The sequence below is a fragment of the Citrobacter sp. Cu233 genome (genome assembly GCF_030332225.1).
In the GTDB taxonomy this organism is placed as follows: domain Bacteria; phylum Pseudomonadota; class Gammaproteobacteria; order Enterobacterales; family Enterobacteriaceae; genus Citrobacter.
This window is the reverse complement of the sequence record NZ_JAOWIF010000041.1, coordinates 92,637-111,289: the sequence shown is the minus strand read 5'-3', so window position 1 is coordinate 111,289 and position 18,653 is coordinate 92,637. Positions and strand designations below refer to the sequence as shown.

At 52.6% G+C, this 18,653-nt stretch carries 15 protein-coding genes, 1 other RNA gene and 1 pseudogene; 8 read left to right on the top strand and 9 right to left on the bottom strand.

All coding sequences use genetic code 11. The features are described 5' to 3' along the window. The first annotated feature begins 14 nt into the window (after positions 1 to 14). The 4 genes from OGX95_RS18390 to ssrA all read left to right on the top strand — a co-directional run bounded on the left by OGX95_RS18390 (position 15) and on the right by ssrA (position 5,214). A complete protein-coding gene (locus tag OGX95_RS18390) occupies positions 15 to 1,424 on the top strand; it encodes a TolC family outer membrane protein (protein ID WP_286630513.1) in 1,410 nt (469 codons plus the stop codon). Beyond that, a complete protein-coding gene (locus OGX95_RS18385) occupies positions 1,421 to 3,607 on the top strand; it encodes a type I secretion system permease/ATPase (protein ID WP_286630512.1) in 2,187 nt (728 codons plus the stop codon). The genes OGX95_RS18390 and OGX95_RS18385 overlap by 4 nt, the downstream gene beginning before the upstream one ends. A gap of 7 nt (positions 3,608 to 3,614) precedes the next feature. Next, complete coding sequence (locus OGX95_RS18380) at positions 3,615 to 4,778, top strand: beta-barrel domain-containing protein (RefSeq protein WP_286630527.1); 1,164 nt, start codon at positions 3,615 to 3,617, stop codon at positions 4,776 to 4,778. 72 nt (positions 4,779 to 4,850) lie between these two features. Continuing rightward, positions 4,851 to 5,214, top strand: a transfer-messenger RNA (tmRNA) gene (gene ssrA / locus OGX95_RS18375). Positions 5,215 to 5,331: 117 nt separating this feature from the next. Here the strand turns inward: ssrA and OGX95_RS18370 are convergent. The 7 genes and pseudogenes from OGX95_RS18370 to OGX95_RS18340 form a co-directional block, all read right to left on the bottom strand. Next, entirely contained in the window at positions 5,332 to 5,550 is a 219-nt protein-coding gene (locus OGX95_RS18370; protein ID WP_000980498.1) for an ogr/Delta-like zinc finger family protein, read from the bottom strand. A 68-nt stretch (positions 5,551 to 5,618) separates the two neighbouring features. Continuing rightward, a complete protein-coding gene (locus tag OGX95_RS18365; protein ID WP_286630511.1) occupies positions 5,619 to 6,719 on the bottom strand; it encodes a phage late control D family protein in 1,101 nt (366 codons plus the stop codon). Further along, on the bottom strand, positions 6,716 to 7,201 hold the full coding sequence (locus OGX95_RS18360; protein ID WP_286630510.1) for a phage tail protein: 486 nt from the start codon (positions 7,199 to 7,201) through the stop codon (positions 6,716 to 6,718). The genes OGX95_RS18365 and OGX95_RS18360 overlap by 4 nt, the downstream gene beginning before the upstream one ends. Next, positions 7,198 to 9,723, bottom strand: a pseudogene (locus OGX95_RS18355) (phage tail tape measure protein); the annotation flags it as partial. The pseudogene OGX95_RS18355 and the gene OGX95_RS18360, both read right to left, overlap by 4 nt. Next, a complete protein-coding gene (gpM, locus tag OGX95_RS18350) occupies positions 9,698 to 10,366 on the bottom strand; it encodes a phage terminase small subunit (RefSeq protein ID WP_286630509.1) in 669 nt (222 codons plus the stop codon). The pseudogene OGX95_RS18355 and the gene gpM, both read right to left, overlap by 26 nt. Positions 10,367 to 10,369: 3 nt before the next feature. After that, complete coding sequence (locus OGX95_RS18345; RefSeq protein ID WP_286630508.1) at positions 10,370 to 11,437, bottom strand: phage major capsid protein, P2 family; 1,068 nt, start codon at positions 11,435 to 11,437, stop codon at positions 10,370 to 10,372. A 16-nt stretch (positions 11,438 to 11,453) separates the two neighbouring features. Then, entirely contained in the window at positions 11,454 to 12,287 is an 834-nt protein-coding gene (locus tag OGX95_RS18340) for a GPO family capsid scaffolding protein (RefSeq protein WP_079939219.1), read from the bottom strand. 142 nt (positions 12,288 to 12,429) lie between these two features. Between OGX95_RS18340 and OGX95_RS18335 the strand changes: the two genes are divergently transcribed. Together OGX95_RS18335 and OGX95_RS18330 are read left to right on the top strand one after the other, a co-directional pair. Beyond that, on the top strand, positions 12,430 to 14,196 hold the full coding sequence (locus OGX95_RS18335) for a terminase ATPase subunit family protein (protein ID WP_286630507.1): 1,767 nt from the start codon (positions 12,430 to 12,432) through the stop codon (positions 14,194 to 14,196). Further along, positions 14,196 to 15,227 (top strand): phage portal protein, encoded by a 1,032-nt coding sequence (locus OGX95_RS18330; protein ID WP_286630506.1) that lies wholly within the window; start codon positions 14,196 to 14,198, stop codon positions 15,225 to 15,227. Before OGX95_RS18335 ends, OGX95_RS18330 begins: the two co-directional genes overlap by 1 nt. Before the next feature lie 52 nt (positions 15,228 to 15,279). On the opposite strand, the gene OGX95_RS18325 is transcribed toward OGX95_RS18330, so the two are convergent. Continuing rightward, positions 15,280 to 16,671 (bottom strand): RNA-binding domain-containing protein, encoded by a 1,392-nt coding sequence (locus tag OGX95_RS18325; protein ID WP_286630505.1) that lies wholly within the window; start codon positions 16,669 to 16,671, stop codon positions 15,280 to 15,282. Between the two features lie 488 nt (positions 16,672 to 17,159). On the opposite strand from OGX95_RS18325, the gene OGX95_RS18320 reads away from it, so the two are divergent. Continuing rightward, complete coding sequence (locus OGX95_RS18320; RefSeq protein WP_248085574.1) at positions 17,160 to 17,966, top strand: DUF6694 family lipoprotein; 807 nt, start codon at positions 17,160 to 17,162, stop codon at positions 17,964 to 17,966. Positions 17,967 to 18,078: 112 nt separating this feature from the next. Continuing rightward, positions 18,079 to 18,378 carry a hypothetical protein gene (locus OGX95_RS18315; protein ID WP_286630504.1) on the top strand — a complete coding sequence of 100 codons (300 nt, stop codon included), beginning with the start codon at positions 18,079 to 18,081 and terminating at the stop codon, positions 18,376 to 18,378. A gap of 68 nt (positions 18,379 to 18,446) precedes the next feature. Here the strand turns inward: OGX95_RS18315 and OGX95_RS18310 are convergent, their stop codons facing one another. Then, the gene (locus tag OGX95_RS18310; RefSeq protein WP_001154444.1) at positions 18,447 to 18,635 is read right to left on the bottom strand and encodes a hypothetical protein; all 189 of its coding nucleotides are present in this window, start codon (positions 18,633 to 18,635) and stop codon (positions 18,447 to 18,449) included. Between the last annotated feature and the right edge of the window lie 18 nt (positions 18,636 to 18,653).

Sequence of the window (18,653 nt, the reverse complement as noted above, 5' to 3'; positions counted from 1 at the left end):
ACAAGGGATAAACCATGAGAAATGTCGCCCCTGTCGCTGTACTGCTGGCATTAACGTTCTGTTCCGTTCGTGCGAATGCCGAAGATGAACCGCAAATTATTACGCCGGAAGGGCTGGCAACCCGTCAGATGCTTCCCTCTCTGGATGGCTCTGTGGCCGATCTACCGCTAAGCGTTGCCGCTCCCGGAAGCCTGACACTTAACAACGCGGTGAGCCGCGCCGTGAGCTGGCATCCTTCTATTCGTGAGTCCATTGGCAAACTGCTCTCGCAAAATGAGCAGATAGACGTGGCGAAAGCGAAATATTATCCGCAAGTTACAGCCGGAATGAACAACGGCTACAGCAATACCTACACCGACCATGGCTTCAGCCCTGCACTGGTCATTTCGGTGTCACAAATGCTGTATGACTTCGGCAAAGTCGCAAGCCAGGTACGCGCCGAAACCGCCGGTTCGGCACAACAACAGGCAAACGTGTTACTCAGCATCGATACTGTCGCCCACGCCACCGCCAATGCCCTCGTCCAGGTTCAGACATGGCAACAGATGGTGGATGCCGCCGAAGAGCAACTGTTCGCGCTAAACGGTATTGGTCGGCTAACCAGAGAACGTAATGATGAAGGGGCGACCTCGCTGTCTGACGTAGTACAAACCGATGCGCGTATTGAGTCTGCTCGTTCACAGCTGGCGCAATATCAGGCCAATCTCGACAGTAGCAAAGCGACATTGATGAGCTATCTCGGCTGGCGCTCACTTAACGGCATCAGCAATGAGTTTCCGGTAAAACTGGACAGCAGTTGCGATGTCGTAAAACCGGAGGATAAGTTAGTTCCTGCAGTGCTGGCGGCCTGGGCGCAGGCGAACGTCGCACAGGCAAATCTGGATTACGCCAACGCACAGATGACGCCAACCATTTCCCTGGAGCCATCTGTTCAACACTATCTCAACGACAAATACCCCAGCCATGAGGTGCTCGACAAAACACAGTACTCCGCGTGGGTCAAAGTCGAAATGCCGCTGTATCAGGGCGGCGGTCTCACCGCCCGGCGCAACGCCGCCAGCCACGCGGTAGAGTCCGCACAGTACTCTATTCAGCGCACCCGACTTGAAGTACGGCAGAAATTACTGGAATCCCGCAGCCAGGCAATGAGTCTCGCTACTGCATTGCAGATCCTGCGCCGCCAGCAGCGGCTGAGCGAACGCACTCGTGAACTGTATCAACAGCAGTATCTGGATCTCGGCTCACGCCCATTACTTGATGTTCTTAACGCCGAACAGGAAGTGTACCAGGCCCGTTTTGCCGAACTCCAGACCCAAAGCCAGCTTCGCCAGCTACAACTGAACTGCCTCTACAACACCGGATCGTTGCGCCAGGCGTTCGCCTTAAATAACCGCAGCATTCAATCGGTGGAGATCCAGCTATGAGCGACGTCGAAACGGTTGTTGAAGATGCGATTGGCGAACCCGCCCTGAGCCAGTGGGCGCAGGCCGTTACCCACATTGCCAGACACTATCGCCTTACTTGCTCGCCTGGCGCTATCCAGGCCAACGCCCCATGGTTCGAGGGGAAAAGCAAAACCCTTGCTTTGACGCAATTAGCGCGCCAGGCGGGACTGTCCTTTCATGCACTGGACACCGCAAAGCAGGTACTTAACCAATGGCGTTTGCCAGTGGTGGCAGAACTGCACGACGGCCAAATCATGGTGATAGAACATTTCAACGGTGAAGACACACTGGATGTCTTTATCATTGCCGGCGAGGGACAACGCAACCGGCTGGCGGTGGCAGAGCTTCTGCCAGAAATCCATGCTATCACCGCACTGCGCCCGTTATCGGCGTTAAAAGACAGTCGGGTTGAACGCTATATTTCGCGCTTTAAACCCGACTGGATACGCGAGCTGGTTTTGCAGGATATCCGCCCTTACCTGCCCGTTATGATTGCTGCGTTTCTGATTAACGTCCTGTCGCTCTCCGGAATCATTTTTTCAATGCAGGTTTACGACCGGGTGATCCCCGCCCAGTCGTATCCGACTCTCTATGTTCTCTCGACCGGCGTCCTGGTCGCGGTATTGTTTGGCTTTTTGCTTCGCGAAGCACGTACCCACATTATGGATCGACTCGGTAAACGCGCAGACATGCGTATTTCCGATCGCGTGTTCAGCCACGCCCTGCGGTTGCGCAATAGCGCGGTTCCCCGCTCGACAGGGAGTTTTATTTCCCAACTCCGCGAACTGGAGCAGATCCGGGAGATGATCACCTCCTCAACCCTGTCGACCATCGTCGACCTGCCGTTTTTCCTGCTGTTTATTGTCGTCCTGGCGTGCATTGCTCCGCCGCTGGCGTGGATAGCCCCAGTCGCTGCCATTCTGATGATTCTGCCGGGGCTGTTATTACAGAAAAAACTGGCGGTGCTTGCTAACCAGGCCGCACATGAATCCACTCTGCGCAACGCGGTGCTGGTCGAAAGCGTTCAGGGGCTGGAAGATATCAAGCTAATGCAGGCGGAGAACCGCTTTTTACAGCAATGGAACAGCTATATCCGCATTACTGGCGAGTCCGGACTACGCACACGCAAGCTTACCCAGGGGCTGATCGGCTGGGGGATGTCGGTACAAAGCCTGGTTTACGCCGCCATCATTATGTTCGGTGCGCCCATGGTGATTGAAGGCACGATGACCACCGGGGCAGTGGTGGCCGCCTCGATGCTCGGATCAAGGATGATCGCCCCGATGGCTAACCTGTGTGGTGTGCTGGCACGCTGGCAGCAGGTCAAAGCCGCCAAAATGGGGCTGGACAGCATTATGCAACTTCCCACCGAGACGCAGCACGATGAAGACCGGGTACACCAGGAAATCTTCCGTGGCCACTATCTGTTTGAAAATGCGCACTTTCGCTATCACAGTGACGACCAGTGCGTACCGTTACGCATCTCGCGTCTGGAAGTGATGCCCGGGGAGCGGATTGCTATTCTCGGGCGTAACGGCGCGGGTAAATCAACCCTGTTACAGGCTATGGCGGGCGGCGTAGAGATTATTCAGGGTGATGTCCGACTCGATAACCTAAGCCTGGCACAAATTGATATGGCTGATTTACGCCGTAATATCGGCTTTCTCAGCCAGAACGCTCGGCTTTTTTTCGGTACATTACGCGAGAATCTGACACTCGGCGCACCCCATGCCAGCGACACGCAGATATTCGAAGCGCTGGAAGTCAGTGGCGCGTCTGCATTCGTCAAACAGCTCGCCAAAGGGCTGGCGCATCCCATTATGGAGGGCGGTAATGGGCTTTCCGGCGGGCAGCGCCAGTCGATTCTGCTCGCAAGAATGTTACTGCGTTCGCCCAATATCGTCCTGCTCGACGAACCCAGTGCCTCGCTGGATGAACACACCGAACGGGAATTTATACAACGGTTAAACCAGTGGCTGGGCAACCGCACACTGATTGTCGCCACACATCGCGTTCCGGTTCTGGAGCTGGTCGAGCGCGTGGTGGTGATCAAAGAAGGTCAGCTGGTCATGGATGCCCCAAAAGCGCAGGCGCTAAATGCAAATCGGGCACCTGCACAGACTCACGCTCGGGAGTGGAAAAATGAAAACCAATCCGCATGACGCCGCCATGGACGATCTCGATATCCGCCAGGAATACCGTTTTTCCGGCGCCAGTCGCATTATTCTGCTCAGCACACTGCTTTTTGTCATCCTGGGGGGATGGGCGTATTTCGGTAAGCTGGATGAAGTCTCTACTGGCAGTGGGAAAGTGATCCCCAGCTCTCGCGAACAGGTATTGCAGTCGCTTGACGGTGGGATCCTCGCCGAACTCAGCGTGCACGAAGGTGATAAAGTTCAGGCCAACCAGATTGTCGCCCGCCTCGACCCAACGCGTTCTGAATCCAACGTGGGTGAAAGTGCCGCCCGATACCGTGCATCTTTAGCATCAAGCGCCAGACTGAATGCCGAAGTCAACGATTTGCAGCTAACGTTCCCCAGCTTGCTGCAGGCCTGGCCGGAACTTATCGCCTCTGAAACCCGGTTATATAAAAGTCGCCGGGCACAGCTTGCCGATTCGATGGTGGAACTACAGGGTGCGCTGGTATCCGTGAACAAAGAACTGGCGATCACCCAACGGCTGGAGAAAAGCGGTGCCGCCAGCCATGTGGAAGTACTGCGCCTGCAACGACAAAAAAGCGATCTTGGACTCAAAATAACCGACCTGCGCTCGCAATATTACGTGCAGGCGCGAGAAGCGCTGTCGAAGGCCAACGCCGAAGTAGATATGCTGGCGGCCATCTTAAAAGGTCGAGAAGATTCCGTCACCCGCCTGACCGTTCGCGCCCCGATGCGCGGTATCGTAAAAAATATTCAGGTCACCACGATTGGCGGCGTTATCCCCCCTAACGGCGAAATGATGGAGATTGTCCCGGTAGACGATCATTTGCTGATTGAAACCCGCCTGTCACCGCGCGATATCGCGTTTATCCACCCAGGACAGCGGGCACTGGTAAAGATTACTGCCTATGACTACGCCATTTACGGAGGGCTGGAGGGCGTGGTCGAAACCATCTCCCCAGATACCATTCAGGACAAAGTGAAGCCGGAGATCTTCTACTACCGTGTTTTTATACGTACCCATCAGGACTTTTTGCAGAACAAGCTGGGACGCCATTTTTCTATCGTACCGGGCATGATTGCCACTGTGGATATAAAAACAGGTGAAAAAACCATCGTCGACTATTTAATCAAACCATTTAATCGTGCAAAAGAAGCATTGCGCGAGCGGTAAATCCTTGCGGTTAAAGGGTTGTGGGGGCTGGTCACGTGTGTCACAAGTCTGATATACTTACTACAACACATTGGGGCTGATTCTGGATTCGACGGGATTCGCGAAACCCAAGGTGCATGCCGAGGGGCGGTTGGCCTCGTAAAAAGCCGCAAAAAAATAGTCGCAAACGACGAAAACTACGCTTTAGCAGCTTAATAACCTGCTCTGAGCCCTCTCTCCCTAGCTTCCGCTCTTAAGACGGGGATCAAAGAGAGGTCAAACCCAAAAGAGATCGCGTGGATGCCCTGCCTGGGGTTGAAGCGTTAAAACTAATCAGGCTAGTCTGGTAGTGGCGTGTCTGTCCGCAGGTGCCAGGCGAATGTAAAGACTGACTAAGCATGTAGTACCGAGGATGTAGGAATTTCGGACGCGGGTTCAACTCCCGCCAGCTCCACCAAATAAAACAAGGGGTTACGTGAAAACGTAGCCCCTTTTTCTTTGGTAGTGGCGGCAAAATGGCGACAGAGTGTCGGACTGGCGGCAACAAAAAACCCGCCATTAAAGCGGGTTCTGTTCAGAAACTCATGTGGCCTTGACCACCTTTTCCAGGATGTGGCGGCGCAGAAGAAATTAGATTCGGTTTTATAATGTGCCGTACAAACGTTTCATGAGTAACGAACGTACAGCCACAATTTATATTTTGGCACTGGTTGTAACGTTCTTTTGTCGTAGCTGATACCTGAAAGCTGCTTCTGGTATGTGCTGCATGACCGCACTCTGGACAGTTCATCATCGCTGTTATCCCACCACTCTTGCCGTAGTCGCAATAATGATACAATATTATTCAATATTGAGAACCAATTATTCAATTTCAAGATCATCAATCTTTACTTCAAGCTCCATGCTGGTCGTAAATCCATTATCCGGGCTGACAGAATGTGTCAGGGTGGTAATGGCCCATTCTGCATCATCGATCGGCTGTTTAAACCCTGTAACCTTCACCGGCATTTCCGTATAGAGATCAGCCCGCCCCTCAGCGAGCTGCAGGGAAAATGAAGCAACCCCACGCTGCAGACGTTCCCACTGCATTTTTGCTGCGCGCTCTGCATTGCTCCGGTTGGCGTAGGTACGATTAAGAACCAGCACGTTTTCATCCGTTCCCACCAGATAATCGCCCTGTTTTGCTTCCGGCTCTTTGGGTGTGGTGGTTTTCTTTCGACGACGTTTAACACTGGTTGTCTCTTTTTTCCTGGGTTCACGCGTATGCAACCAACTGGCAATAACACCGGTATAGGCACCACGATCAGCAAGGGTGAACCGATGATTGTCACCGGCTTTACGCGTGATGGTGATAACCGGCAGCGGCTTGCCGCTTGCCGTTCTTCCTTGTCCCTGCCGGATAAACAGCAGATTCCCGTCCTTAACGGAAGCAATCGCCCCATACTGTCTCGCCAGTTTCATCAGAAAACTTGCATCGCTTTCATTGGTCTGGTCCTGATGATCCAGCGCCTTATCCGTCAGGTCTTTACCCAGCGCCACTTTTAGGTTGTGCCTGGCGGCGATTTCCTTTACCACCTCCCCCACCGTTGTCTGATGCCATGATTTTTCGCGCCGTGTATTGAGGGTTTCACGGAAATCTGCGCTACGCGCCCGGATGGTCAGCCGGTCAGGGGCTCCGCTGTGTTCAATTTCATCCACGGTAAAAGCCCCTTTAGGGAAAAGCGGCTGGCCTTTCCAGCCCAGCGCCAGCTGAATCACTGCCCCACGTCGCGGCAGCGCAATCAGACCGTCGGCGTCGTCCAGCTCCAGATCAAGCTGGTCCGCTTCAAAGCCCCGGTTATCCGTCAGCGTCAGACTCATCAGGCGGGTATCCAACACGGTCGTCACGTCCTTACCTTCAATGACGACACTGAATGCCGGGCTTTTACTGTTCACATTCAGGAGATCAGAATTAACGTTCACTGCAGCAATCCTCCAACCGTGTTTTTAATCCCCCCAATAGCAGAGGCGGCAGAGTCCTGCAGGTTGCTGAGCTGGTCACTCAGACTCCCGAACATGTCAGACAGCGACTCATCAATCCGTTTGAGGGTGATCGTAAACTCAATGCGCCTGGGCATTCCGCTTGCAAAAAACTCTGTCTTTGTCTGGCTCAGACTTTCAATAACAAACATGCCGTAAATGGTTCCGCTGCCTTCAATCAAAGGCCAGGCTTTGCCCTGCTCTGCCATCAACTCCAGCGCCAGCATTGACAACCTGCCTCCGGTTACTTCCGGCAGCAGAACCCCGGACAGTGTCAGTGAATCATTATCCGGGCCAAGAAACTGCGTTGACGGGCGGCGGTTCACCCGGCTGTTGGCTGCATGTCGCCAGCTACGCTGATACTGAAGCTCCTGATAAGGGACTGTGCGCAACATAAATACATATAAACCCAGCACCATCATCATGACTCATACCCCCCCTGATCGCTGAAATTGCTCCGCGCTTTTGCCCTGGCCCTACGTTCCCGCTCGTCAAGCTGGCGTGCCACTTCACGGGCAATATCCTGCGCACTCTGTCCCGGCTGCGCGACAATATGAATAGGCGCATTTATCTCATAACGAATAACTGACGGCGGGCTGTCAGCCTTAACTGGCTGCGTCTGGTATGCCCTGGCAGGCAGACTGAACGGATGAAGCGGAGCCGCTTCTGCAGGTGTAGCAGCTACCCCCATCACGCCTGCAACGACAGAGGCCAGCGCAGCAGTACGCCGCCTGCTGGTGACATTTGCCGGTCCGTTCACAATTTCAGGGCCATTTTCTCCAACAATGCCAAACTGCCCGCGTGGAATGCTCCCGCCCGTGTCGTACATCCCCGCGTAAGCCGGGAACCCGCCGGGCGGTAACATCACGCTGCCGTTACCGCCTACCGTGGCAGGCGTCTGATTTGGCAACCGGGTGCTGGCTGCCTCCTTATTGACCAGGCCCAGCTTTTCAAGCAACCAGACCACGCCGGATTTCAGAGACTCCAGCGGATGCAGCGCCATGTTCAGCCCTTCCGCCAGCATCTCCCCGAACAACCGCCCCATTGATGACGCGTTCTGCAGCTCTGCCGCCGTCGATTTGACCGGCGTCAGCAGATTAGTGAACCACCCCCATAGCTCCCGGACCTTATCCCCTACCCATTGAAAGATGGGCATTAATGGCGCAAATGCTGTCAGAATTGGCGCAGCTGCCACTTTAAACCCTTCCACCACGCCCCCCAGAAAGGCGCTGATAGGCTGCCAGTATTTCCAGACCACCAGTGCCACCCCAGCCAGCGCCGCCACAACCAGGCCGATCGGACTCAGCAGCGCCCCAAGCAAACTCCCCACGGTGAACAGCGCCACACGGAGTAACGCCAGCGGGCCAGAAACCAGTAAACGCAGCACGCCGCCGGTGCGGGTCGTCGCTGCAGCGGCAGAAGGTAACGCCTTAACCGCCAGCATCGACAACGCGAACCGAATCACCGCAATCGGCCCCAGCACTGCAGCCACCGCCACCGCAAGCGTGCCCAGCCCAACAGTGATCGCTGCCGTGGCTGCAACCACTTTCATCAGCGTGCCAGCCAGCACAGGATTCTGTTCAACCCAGCGCCGCAGCGCCCCGGTCACGTTCTTAACCATGGACATAATGTCCATCAGTGGCTGCCGCAGGGTTTCCCCCAGGCTACTGAAAGCATTCTGTGCGCCCGTCTTAACCAGCAACCACTGCGCGGACAATGAATCCTTGTTAATGTCGGATTCTTTCTGCATGGAGCCATTAGCACCACTGCCTGATGTGAGTTCAAGCTGGCGCTGCAGCTCCGGCAGGTTGTTAGCCAGCTTTGCCGCATCATCCCCAAACTCCTTACCAAAAATCATCGTCATTGCAGACAGACGTTTGTCTTTCGGCAGGCTGTTAACCTTCTGCAGCACGTGCTGAATAGTGCCCATGGCATCTTTGGTCATCTGCTTTTCAATCTCTTCCGGATCGAGTTTCAGCAGGTCCATACCTTCAAAGAAGCGCTTACTTTGCATTGTGGCAATGGACAGTTCGCGCACCATGGCATTGGAAGCGCTGGCGGCAATTTCAGGCGCAGCGCCCAGAGAAAGGAAGGTTGAACCCAGCGCCGCCGCTTTGCGGAAGTCGAGGCGGTCAGCTACGCCCCCCATGCGCTGCAGGACGTTGATAATGTCGCCGCCCTTTGACATGGCGTTATCGTCCAGGTAGTTCAGCGCATCGCCCAGCTGCTCAATATTGCGCGTCGGCACTTTATACAACTGCGCAATTTTCCCCAGCCCCTCCGCCAGTTCATCGGCGGGCAGTTCAAAAGCGGTTGCCGCTTTCGCTGCCGTTGAGGCAAAGGCCAGTAAATCGCGCTTCTGGTCCTCAAACGGATCATCCTGATTGGTCACGCCCATGCGGGCGCCACCCTCAACCAGTGCTGCGTAGTCAATCGCGCCATTCTCCATCGGCAACTGTTCACTGGCAGCTTTGATGGCGTCCTGCATTTCATAAAACTGCTTTGTGCGGTTGCCGTTGTCGTCCCGCAGGCCATTGACCTGTTTTGCCACGCCTTTCATGGCATCTTCCATGCTGGCATAGCTCCTGACCGCCGCCACAACCGGCGCACCCATCGCAGCACCGGCGGCTGCCGTGGTCGCCCCAGCGCCCGCAATGCGATCACGAACCTCAAGACGGCGGGAATACTGCTCACGGACAGCATTCATTTTCGCCTGCTGTTCGCCCAGACGTTTCAGGGATTTCTGCTGACGCTCCAGAGCCTGCCTTGTTTCATCTGCATTTTTCCGCAGCTCCCGCTGTGCGCTACTTAACTGTTTAGTATCGATCCCAGATTCTTTCAGCGCCTGCCGCTGTCTTTGTACCGAACCCAACAGACCGTTGTATGTCTGCTGCAGTTCCTGTACGCGGGTTTTCGCCTGGCTAAATAACTTGGCCTGCGCAGCGGTTGTCGTTGCGCAGTCTGCGCTCCAGCTGCTGCTTTTCTTTTTTCACACCGCAGCGGGGATCAAGCTGCAGCGCATGGGTAAGGTGATTCAGGGCAGACGCCGGGTTGCTTTCGCTCAGTACAGCGCCGATGGCTTTATGCAGGCGCGCCCGCGACTGGTCCGGCATATCCAGATCGGTTGTCAGGTCCAGCGTCTGCAGAAGCAGATCGGCATCAAAACCGGCAGCGGCAAGCAGAGCGCTTTGCGCCGCGTCTGCCATTTCTTCTGCCAGCACGGTCTGCACGTTACGGTTGCCCAGCGGCATCACCCAGCCATGGCGCAGCGCATGACGCCCGATTTCCAGCGCACCGACATAATCACCGGCGTCAATACGCCACAACATCACGTACATCAGCACGTCATCCTGTTGTGTACCTCCGACAGCCAGCACGCCCTCCGCCCAGGCAGAATATTTCGGCAGCAGCTCCACCTTGATTTCCGCCTTTTTCACCGTGGACTGGACGCCCTTGAGGCGGCGGCGATCTTCTGCCAGTTGCAGCAGCATCAGGTCATAACCCGACGCATGGCGAACACTGCCGCCCTCACGGGCGGCCTGTTCGGCCTGAATGCGCAGGCGGTGTTGCCGTGCGGGACTCAGGCTCATGCGTTACTCCCCGTTTCCTGTTTCTGCTGCAGGCGGGGTGAAATCACCGATTTCGATGTTTTCCACCAGTGCCGAGCAACGGTAGTCCTCGACCACATACGCCTCGTTGACGGATTCAAAGTTTTCAATCCGGTCACGTTTCGGGTTGTCGATAACGGAACGACGGCGGGTGTCTTCCTGCCAGTAGATGGACAGGTTATCCAGACGGGTGATCAGCAGGGCATTTGCCGGGAAGAAAGGCGCACGCACGGCCTGCAGGCCACCCATGCGTTTCTGGCTGATAATCAGATCGGCAGAGATTTTTTCGCTGTTGTCCTGCTCTTTGTTGACCAGCGGGAAATACTTGTCAGCCAGCAGTTCACGACCACAGACAACAACCAGCTCGTCATCATCCTGATACTCGACATCGATCAGCTCGTTAACGGCATCCATCACCACCGCATCCAGATTTACGTACTTGCCACCCGGACCAACTTTTACCGGCTCTGCAGTAGTGGTGCCATCTTCGGCGGTTTTGCTGCCCATAACATGATCCGGCGCGTCTTCGCGGATTTTCTGTAACCAGCCTTTATTGACGTCCTGCAGCAGCGGGTTTTCAGCACGACTGGAGGTTTTGGCGCGCTTCACGCCGTTAAAGCCGATCATGATACGGTCCAGCGCCTGACGTTTGACGATGGCGTTGCGGATACGCACCTGGAAGTCCTGGAATTTCGCCCACAGGTCCAGTTTTGCGTAGGTCAGTACCGTATCAAAGTTGGTCTGCTCGCATTTGTATTCCACGTCTTCCATCAGCGTCGGATCGGTAGGCTCGCGCTCTTTGGTGGTGGTATCGGTGGTTCCGGCAATGGTGCTGCCCACGCCCAACCCCAGCAACTGCCCTGACTGCTCAGTGACCGGCGTGATGTTAATCAGCGTCAGGAAAGCGGCGGACTGCTGGATCTGGTCTTCCAGCGTCTGCTGCACGGACGGCTCAACGGTGAACTTACTGGAGAGTTCTTCAACCTCCACACCGTTCAGGCGCGCCAGTTGCTGCAGGTAAGCGTTAAAGGCAAAGCGGGTTTTCTTTTTCATCGGGTTTTATGCTCCATCAGCAATTGGTCAGGGTGCCTGCCGGTGCGTCACCGCCCGGCGCGCGCTGGCGGTAATCCTTGCGGCTGTCTTCGCGGCTCAGTTGCTGCTGTAACTCGGCAAAGGCGGTCTGCTGTTCCTGCAGGGAGGACTCCAGCTCAGAAAGGCGCTGGTCCTGTTCGGACAGGGATTTGTCAGTGCGCTCGCTCAGGATCTGCTGCTCAGTAGCGACCAGCTCCACGGCTTTATGCACGTCTGAGAAACGCGCATCGTCGGTCTGCTCTTTTTTGGTGAACAGCGCAGTAACGCGGGCAAAGAGGGACGGCTTTTCGTCCTGGGCTTCTTCCAGTTCGATCAGCGTTTCAACCGCTTCCGAAAACAGGTTTTCAGGGTTCTGCTTACGGTTTGCCAGCGGGTTATGTGCGGCGCTGGCGCTGAAAGCCAGCATTTCGGTGCCAAGGCTCGCAGGATCGTCTGTCGCACCCAGCCCCACAAGGTAGGCTTTGCCGGTGTCGGCAAACTTCGTGCTGACCTCCATGGAGGTGAAAAGCTTCTGGCCTTTTTTCACCAGTTCCACCAGGGCGTCAGTGGGTTCGATATCGGCATAAAGTGCCATCTTGCCCGCCAGCGGGCCGTCCTGGATTTCTTCTGCAACCAGCCCCGTCACCCTGCCATAGCGGTTAAACGTGCTGTCCGGCAGATAAGACTTGATGTGCTCCAGGTTAATCAGCGCGGTATAGACCGTCGGGTTGTAGCTGGCAGCCATCTGTACCAGCCATTCACGCTGGATCTCGCGCCCGTCAGTGGTGGCACCTTCCACCCCAATACGGAAACGCTTTGCTTTCACTGTCATGAGCCATGCTCCGTTAGAAATAACTTACTGGAGCCTTATGTTTGCGGCGATGGGGGGAGTGAGACAACGCACTGTATTTGTACGGTAAACCACACAAACCGCAGCCGGGGAAAGCCGCCATCCAAGGCCGTATGTTTGGGCCATGAACACGACACTGACCCCCGCAGACCTCGATCCCCGTCGGCAGGCCATGCTGCTGTACTTTCAGGGATACCGCGTAGCCCGCATTGCTGAAATGCTGGGCGAAAAAGTTGCAACCGTTCACAGCTGGAAAAAACGCGATAAATGGGGCGACTATGGGCCGCTTGATCAGATGCAGCTCACCACCGCCGCACGTTACTGCCAGCTCATCATGAAGGAGCAGAAAGAAGGGAAAGACTTCAAGGAAATTGACCTGCTGGCGCGCCAGTCAGAGCGCCACGCCCGGATCGGCAAATTTAACGACGGCGGGAACGAAGCAGATTTAAACCCGAAAGTAGCCAACCGTAACAAAGGTCCGCGCAGGCAGCCGGAAAAGAACGTTTTCACCGACGAACAGATCGAAAAGCTGGAAGAAGTCTTCCACGCCTCTATGTTCGACTATCAGCGTCACTGGTTTGAAGCCGGGAAAACAAACCGCATCCGCAATCTGCTCAAATCGCGCCAGATTGGCGCCACGTTTTATTTTGCCCGTGAAGCACTAATTGACGCCCTGCTGACCGGACGCAACCAGATTTTCCTTTCTGCCAGTAAGGCACAGGCGCACGTTTTTAAGCAGTACATCATCGACTTTGCCAAAGAAGTTGAGGTGGAGCTGAAAGGCGATCCCATGGTGCTCCCCAATGGCGCAGCATTGTACTTCCTCGGCACCAACGCCCGTACGGCGCAGAGCTACCACGGCAACCTGTACCTTGATGAATATTTCTGGATACCGAAATTCCAGGAGCTGCGCAAGGTTGCCTCCGGTATGGCCATTCACAAGAAATGGCGACAAACCTACTTCTCTACGCCGTCCAGTCTGACCCACAGCGCCTATCCGTTCTGGTCCGGCGCACTGTTTAACCGGGGCCGCGCCAAAGCGGACAAGGTGGATATTGACCTGACCCACAGCAACCTTGCGCACGGCCTGCTCTGCCCTGACGGACAGTACCGCCAGATCGTCACCGTGGAGGATGCGGTGCGCGGCGGCTGTAACCTGTTCGACCTCGACCAGCTGCGCATGGAGTACAGCCCGGACGAATACCAGAACCTGCTGATGTGCGAATTTATTGACGATCTGGCGTCAGTATTCCCGCTCAGCGAGCTGCAGGCGTGCATGGTGGACAGTTGGGAAGTCTGGACCGATTTTCAGGCGCTGGCGCTGCGCCCGTTTGGCTGGCGGGAAGTCTGGATCGGTTACGACCCGGCGAAAGGTACGCAGAACGGTGACAGCGCCGGGTGCGTGGTTATGGCACCGCCAACTGTCCCGGGCGGGAAGTTCCGTATTCTGGAGCGTCATCAGTGGCGCGGGATGGACTTTCGCGCCCAGTCGGACGCTATCAAAAGGCTGACGCAGCAGTACAACGTGACCTATATCGGCATCGACTCGACCGGCGTCGGGCACGGTGTTTATGAGAACGTAAAAGCGTTCTTTCCTGCCGCGCGGGAGTTTGTCTACAACCCCAACGTCAAAAATGCCCTGGTGCTCAAGGCGTACGACATTATCAGCCACCGTCGTCTGGAGTTTGACGCAGGGCACACCGACATTGCGCAGTCCTTTATGGCTATCCGCCGCGCCACCACCGCCAGCGGCAACCGTCCTACCTACGAAGCCAGCCGCAGCGAAGAAGCCAGCCACGCAGATTTGGCCTGGGCAACGATGCACGCCCTGTTTAACGAACCACTACAGGGCGAATCCGCCAATACCAGCAACATTGTGGAGATTTTTTGATGAGTGAACACGACGCCCTGACCAGCACCGCGCCAGTGCAGGAGATCGAAAAGCAGAAGAATACAACTCACACCGAAGCGTTCAGCTTTGGCGATCCGATCCCAGTGCTGGACCGCCGCGAGCTGCTGGACTATGTGGAATGCGTACAGATGGACAGATGGTATGAACCGCCGGTTAGTTTTGACGGGCTGGCTCGCACCTACCGTGCCGCAGTGCACCACAGCTCACCGATTGCAGTTAAGCGCAATATTCTGACCAGCACGTTTATCCCTCATCCGTTGCTCAGCCAGCAGGCATTCAGCCGCTTTGTGCAGGACTATCTGGTATTCGGTAACGCCTATCTGGAAAAGCGTACCAATCGCCTCGGCGGTATTCTATCGCTGGAGCCATCACTGGCGAAATATACTCGTCGAGGTCTGGACCTCGACACTTACTGGTTTGTGCAGTACGGCATGACCACGCAGCCATATGAATTTACTAAAGGCAGCATTTTTCACCTGATGGAACCGGATTTGAACCAGGAAATTTACGGTCTGCCGGAATACCTGTCCGCCATCCCTTCCGCCCTGCTGAATGAGTCCGCCACCCTGTTCCGCCGCAAGTATTACATCAACGGCAGTCACGCTGGGTTCATCATGTATATGACTGATGCCGCACAGAATCAGGAGGACGTGAACAACATCCGCCAGGCCATGAAAAGCGCAAAGGGACCCGGCAACTTCCGCAACCTGTTTATGTACTCGCCGAACGGCAAGAAGGACGGCATTCAAATCATTCCGTTGTCTGAGGTCGCGGCAAAGGATGAGTTTCTGAACATTAAGAATGTGAGCCGCGATGACATGATGGCAGCGCACCGCGTTCCGCCGCAGATGATGGGAATTATGCCTAATAACGTTGGTGGATTTGGGGATGTAGAGAAGGCTAGCCGTGTTTTTGTCCGCAATGAACTGATGCCCCTACAGAAACGGCTACAAGAACTTAATGATTGGGTTAACGAAGAATTAATTACTTTCGAACCCTATCATCTATAATTTAAACATCGTTTTCAAAGTAAAATAGGTGGAGAAAAACTCCACCATTTACTTAAGCTTTAACATATTTAAATTTGAAAGCATTTGCCTTCGGATCCAATGGTTTTATAATCCCTTCGTCCCTCAGCTTTTGCAATGACTTTTTAACCTTCTGAAGGTCATCCTCTCCACTTAACTGTCTGACCAGTTTGTTTGTGAGTTGACCTGTAGGATTATCTTTAAAATAATTAATAATCACATCTTCAATTGAAGCTATAGTTTGATGCTTAACTATTACAACAAAATTGTTACCTCGCTCTTCGAATACAGGAGCTACAAGCCCAGCTTTACGCAACTCATTTTTAGCGGTATCAAGACCCTCACCAATATCATGATTTACTGGATTAGGGAGTTTATGTAACAAGCGGACTAAATTTGGATTACGAGAAAATCGCTCTTCATATAAATTATCTATAGTCATGTATCCAGGTAACCTTCCTGGACTTTGAACTTCAATGCGATTGTCATACACTTTTACGTGTACATCATCCTTTTGACTGTAATCTCTATGAATAACAGCATTAACCAATATTTCCTTCAATGCTTCCGCAGGATAACTCAATTTAACCAGATTATCGCCATCCTTGAATGATGCTCCATCAACGTATTCTTTAACCTTCGCTATAGTATTTAAAATAACGACTTCCAAAGGCCCATCAATTGTTACAGGATCTTCTTGTAATTGTTCCCGTTTGTATTCAGTTTCAGTCGTTCTAAGGCGATATACTTTTACCGCACATCGAGTATCTAAACTTCCCTGAGGCTCTTCATCAAAGAGTAAAACGCAACCTACATTGGGAAGAAAATCATCTTCTTTTTTAGTTAATAGTCTTTGTTTTTTTAAAAAAACCTCTGGCAACTGAGAAGTTCCTATTCTACGCAGATAATCAATGTAATATTTGCTTTCAAGCATATCTTGCACTTCAACTATATCTACTGCTTTTTTCTCATAAGGCTCAGCACCTTTTGAATAGGATAGCTGAGTAATTCTTTCACCTTTTATTTTAACTTTTTGCGCATTTGCCCTTATAAAACAGTCACCAGATGCCGTGTAATGCACCTTAGGGCTCTTAGGTATATCTATATGTAAAATCAATCCATTACCTGGCGTTCTAAAATATTCAATCTCAACATTTTCAACTGCTGGATTAGTATTTTCTAACAAAGTTGCAATTATTGCATTAGCTTCTTCTGGTTCATTAAATCCAGATAAACGCTCTCTATCTGAAGCAGCATCTTCTATACCAATATAAATATTTCCACCATCAGCATTAGCGAATGCCACAAAAGTTTCCTGTAATTTATTAGGTGCTATTTGCTTACTTTTAAAATCATTAAAATGATCTTCTACAGTGCTTAACAAAACCTTAATTTCCTTCGCTGATATATCAATTACTTCATACATCGTCATCATCCTTTAAATTTTAGTCCATTCAATTTACCACCTCCAATGCTTTAATCAAGATCATGATTAACGTAACCCTCAGCGCGCGCTCGTATCCCCGCCACGCCTGCCCGCTTTATGTAGCGGTTTTCATGCACCTGCATGACATAAGTAAAAGCCTACCAACTCTGGCGGGCCACAGCTAAAACGATCATCAAACGATCATGCGAATTCATGCAGCATAGACATGCATGACATGGAAATCGGTAGAACAGTGAAACGCGTCATCAAACATCAGTCATCTTGTATGCACTAGCGTCAGCTCTTTCGAGTAACTGATTCCATCTAAAAGCAAACCGTTTTCCAAGTTTCAACATGAAGATCCGCATAGGTTTTCTCTGACCAGTAACCATCACAGCCCACCCTGGCACATGATATGGCTACGGGTTTGTCCTACCAGCTAATCCTGTTAGGATTAGTCTTGTTTTTTTATGATTGGGAATAGGGATATGAAGAAATTAACTGGCGTAATTGCTCTAGCTCTGCTGCTTACTGCTTGTGACAAACCCAAAATCGATGCCTCAAGCGATCAGTCGATGAAAGAGTCCATTCAAAAGGTAAGAGAGTCCTTGCCTGCAGATAAAAAAGCTCAGTTTGATGATGCGGTTAAAGTTGTTGCCTTTAGCCAAATCGACATGAGAGAGCTAATGCAAGCTGGAGCGTCTTCTGGGGACGTTTACGAAACAAAAATTAAGACGGCACTGGAAGGTAAGACTGGTGATGAGGTTATAAATTACGCAGAAGCTATTCGCCTTGAACGTGAGAAGAAGGAGAAAGAACAGGCTCTGCAAGAAATAAAAGAACTGGAAGCCAAACAAACCTCGGCGACACAGGCTGCTGAAAAAATGAAAGCCTTCAAGGTCGAACGCTCCCGTTTTTATTTCCAAAAAGAGAATTACGGCAATGATCAGCCAATTCTGGATATCAGTGTTGAAAACGGAACAGACAAAGCGGTTGCTAGAGTATTCTTTAAAGGAGTTATTGCAAGCCCAGGAAGAAGCGTCCCTTGGTTCTCTGACGTCTTCAACTATAAAATTTCTGGGGGTCTGGAACCAAGTGAGAAAGCCAACTGGAAATTAGCCCCTAACAGGTACTCTGATTGGGGAAAACTTGAGGTTCCGGCAGATGCAGTATTTACCGTCACAGTCACAGGCCTTGAAGACGCAGATGGAAAATCGATCTATGGTGACGCCGAGTTTTCAGAACGCGATGCTGACAGACTGAATCAACTTAGAGAAAAGTACCTTTCTAAATAAAGTCGTGATTAAAGCTGATACAGCATAGTCCCTGAGAATATATATCTTGGGGACTACCAGACACCTGCAAGTAATCCCTAGATAAATAAAGCTAAACGCTTAGAAAGAGACCATGAAACGCATAACATCCCCCTTTACGTTAGCAGCAATCATCATAGCTCTGGCTGGATGTGCTTTCCCGGATAAAGACGGCGACTTCGGAGCTTATGTCCACGCTTGCCAGCAATACGCATACGGAAAATCCTATGCCTTTGAGCATAGAGACTTCGCGTATAAGGTTTGCAAGGATGCGGCTAAACTATGGAGTGATGAAGTTCCTGGTTATGTCATCAGGCAAATCCAGCTACATCCTGAAATACCCGCCGACGAAATTAAATATGCAGCCATGGCTGGCTCTTTGGGGAACAACTAAATCAACTTATGAGAAAGGGGCCTAATGCCCCTTTTTGATTATCCGATCAAGGGCCATCAGGACACAGCTCAACTGGTTACATCCATCGACCTGCTGTATTCATGGCTGCGGATTTTCGCCATGAGTTCGTCAGTCAGCTCTGATACCCACTGGATAGCCAGCCGCTTTTCTTCGTCACTGCACTCACTAGCCGCTACAAGCTTAATAAAAAAATCAATGCGCTGGAGCTTCAACGACTCCAAAAGATAGTCCTGCATCTTCCCTCCTATCACAAC

Coding starts and splice junctions, on each gene's coding strand:
- OGX95_RS18390 (WP_286630513.1), top strand. CDS start 15: ATGAGAAATGTCGCCCCTGTCGCTGTACTGCTGGCATTAACGTTCTGT.
- OGX95_RS18385 (WP_286630512.1), top strand. CDS start 1,421: ATGAGCGACGTCGAAACGGTTGTTGAAGATGCGATTGGCGAACCCGCC.
- OGX95_RS18380 (WP_286630527.1), top strand. CDS start 3,615: ATGGACGATCTCGATATCCGCCAGGAATACCGTTTTTCCGGCGCCAGT.
- OGX95_RS18370 (WP_000980498.1), bottom strand. CDS start 5,550: ATGATGAACTGTCCAGAGTGCGGTCATGCAGCACATACCAGAAGCAGC.
- OGX95_RS18360 (WP_286630510.1), bottom strand. CDS start 7,201: ATGATGATGGTGCTGGGTTTATATGTATTTATGTTGCGCACAGTCCCT.
- gpM (WP_286630509.1), bottom strand. CDS start 10,366: ATGAGCCTGAGTCCCGCACGGCAACACCGCCTGCGCATTCAGGCCGAA.
- OGX95_RS18345 (WP_286630508.1), bottom strand. CDS start 11,437: ATGAAAAAGAAAACCCGCTTTGCCTTTAACGCTTACCTGCAGCAACTG.
- OGX95_RS18340 (WP_079939219.1), bottom strand. CDS start 12,287: ATGACAGTGAAAGCAAAGCGTTTCCGTATTGGGGTGGAAGGTGCCACC.
- OGX95_RS18335 (WP_286630507.1), top strand. CDS start 12,430: ATGAACACGACACTGACCCCCGCAGACCTCGATCCCCGTCGGCAGGCC.
- OGX95_RS18330 (WP_286630506.1), top strand. CDS start 14,196: ATGAGTGAACACGACGCCCTGACCAGCACCGCGCCAGTGCAGGAGATC.
- OGX95_RS18325 (WP_286630505.1), bottom strand. CDS start 16,671: ATGTATGAAGTAATTGATATATCAGCGAAGGAAATTAAGGTTTTGTTA.
- OGX95_RS18320 (WP_248085574.1), top strand. CDS start 17,160: ATGAAGAAATTAACTGGCGTAATTGCTCTAGCTCTGCTGCTTACTGCT.
- OGX95_RS18315 (WP_286630504.1), top strand. CDS start 18,079: ATGAAACGCATAACATCCCCCTTTACGTTAGCAGCAATCATCATAGCT.
- OGX95_RS18310 (WP_001154444.1), bottom strand. CDS start 18,635: ATGCAGGACTATCTTTTGGAGTCGTTGAAGCTCCAGCGCATTGATTTT.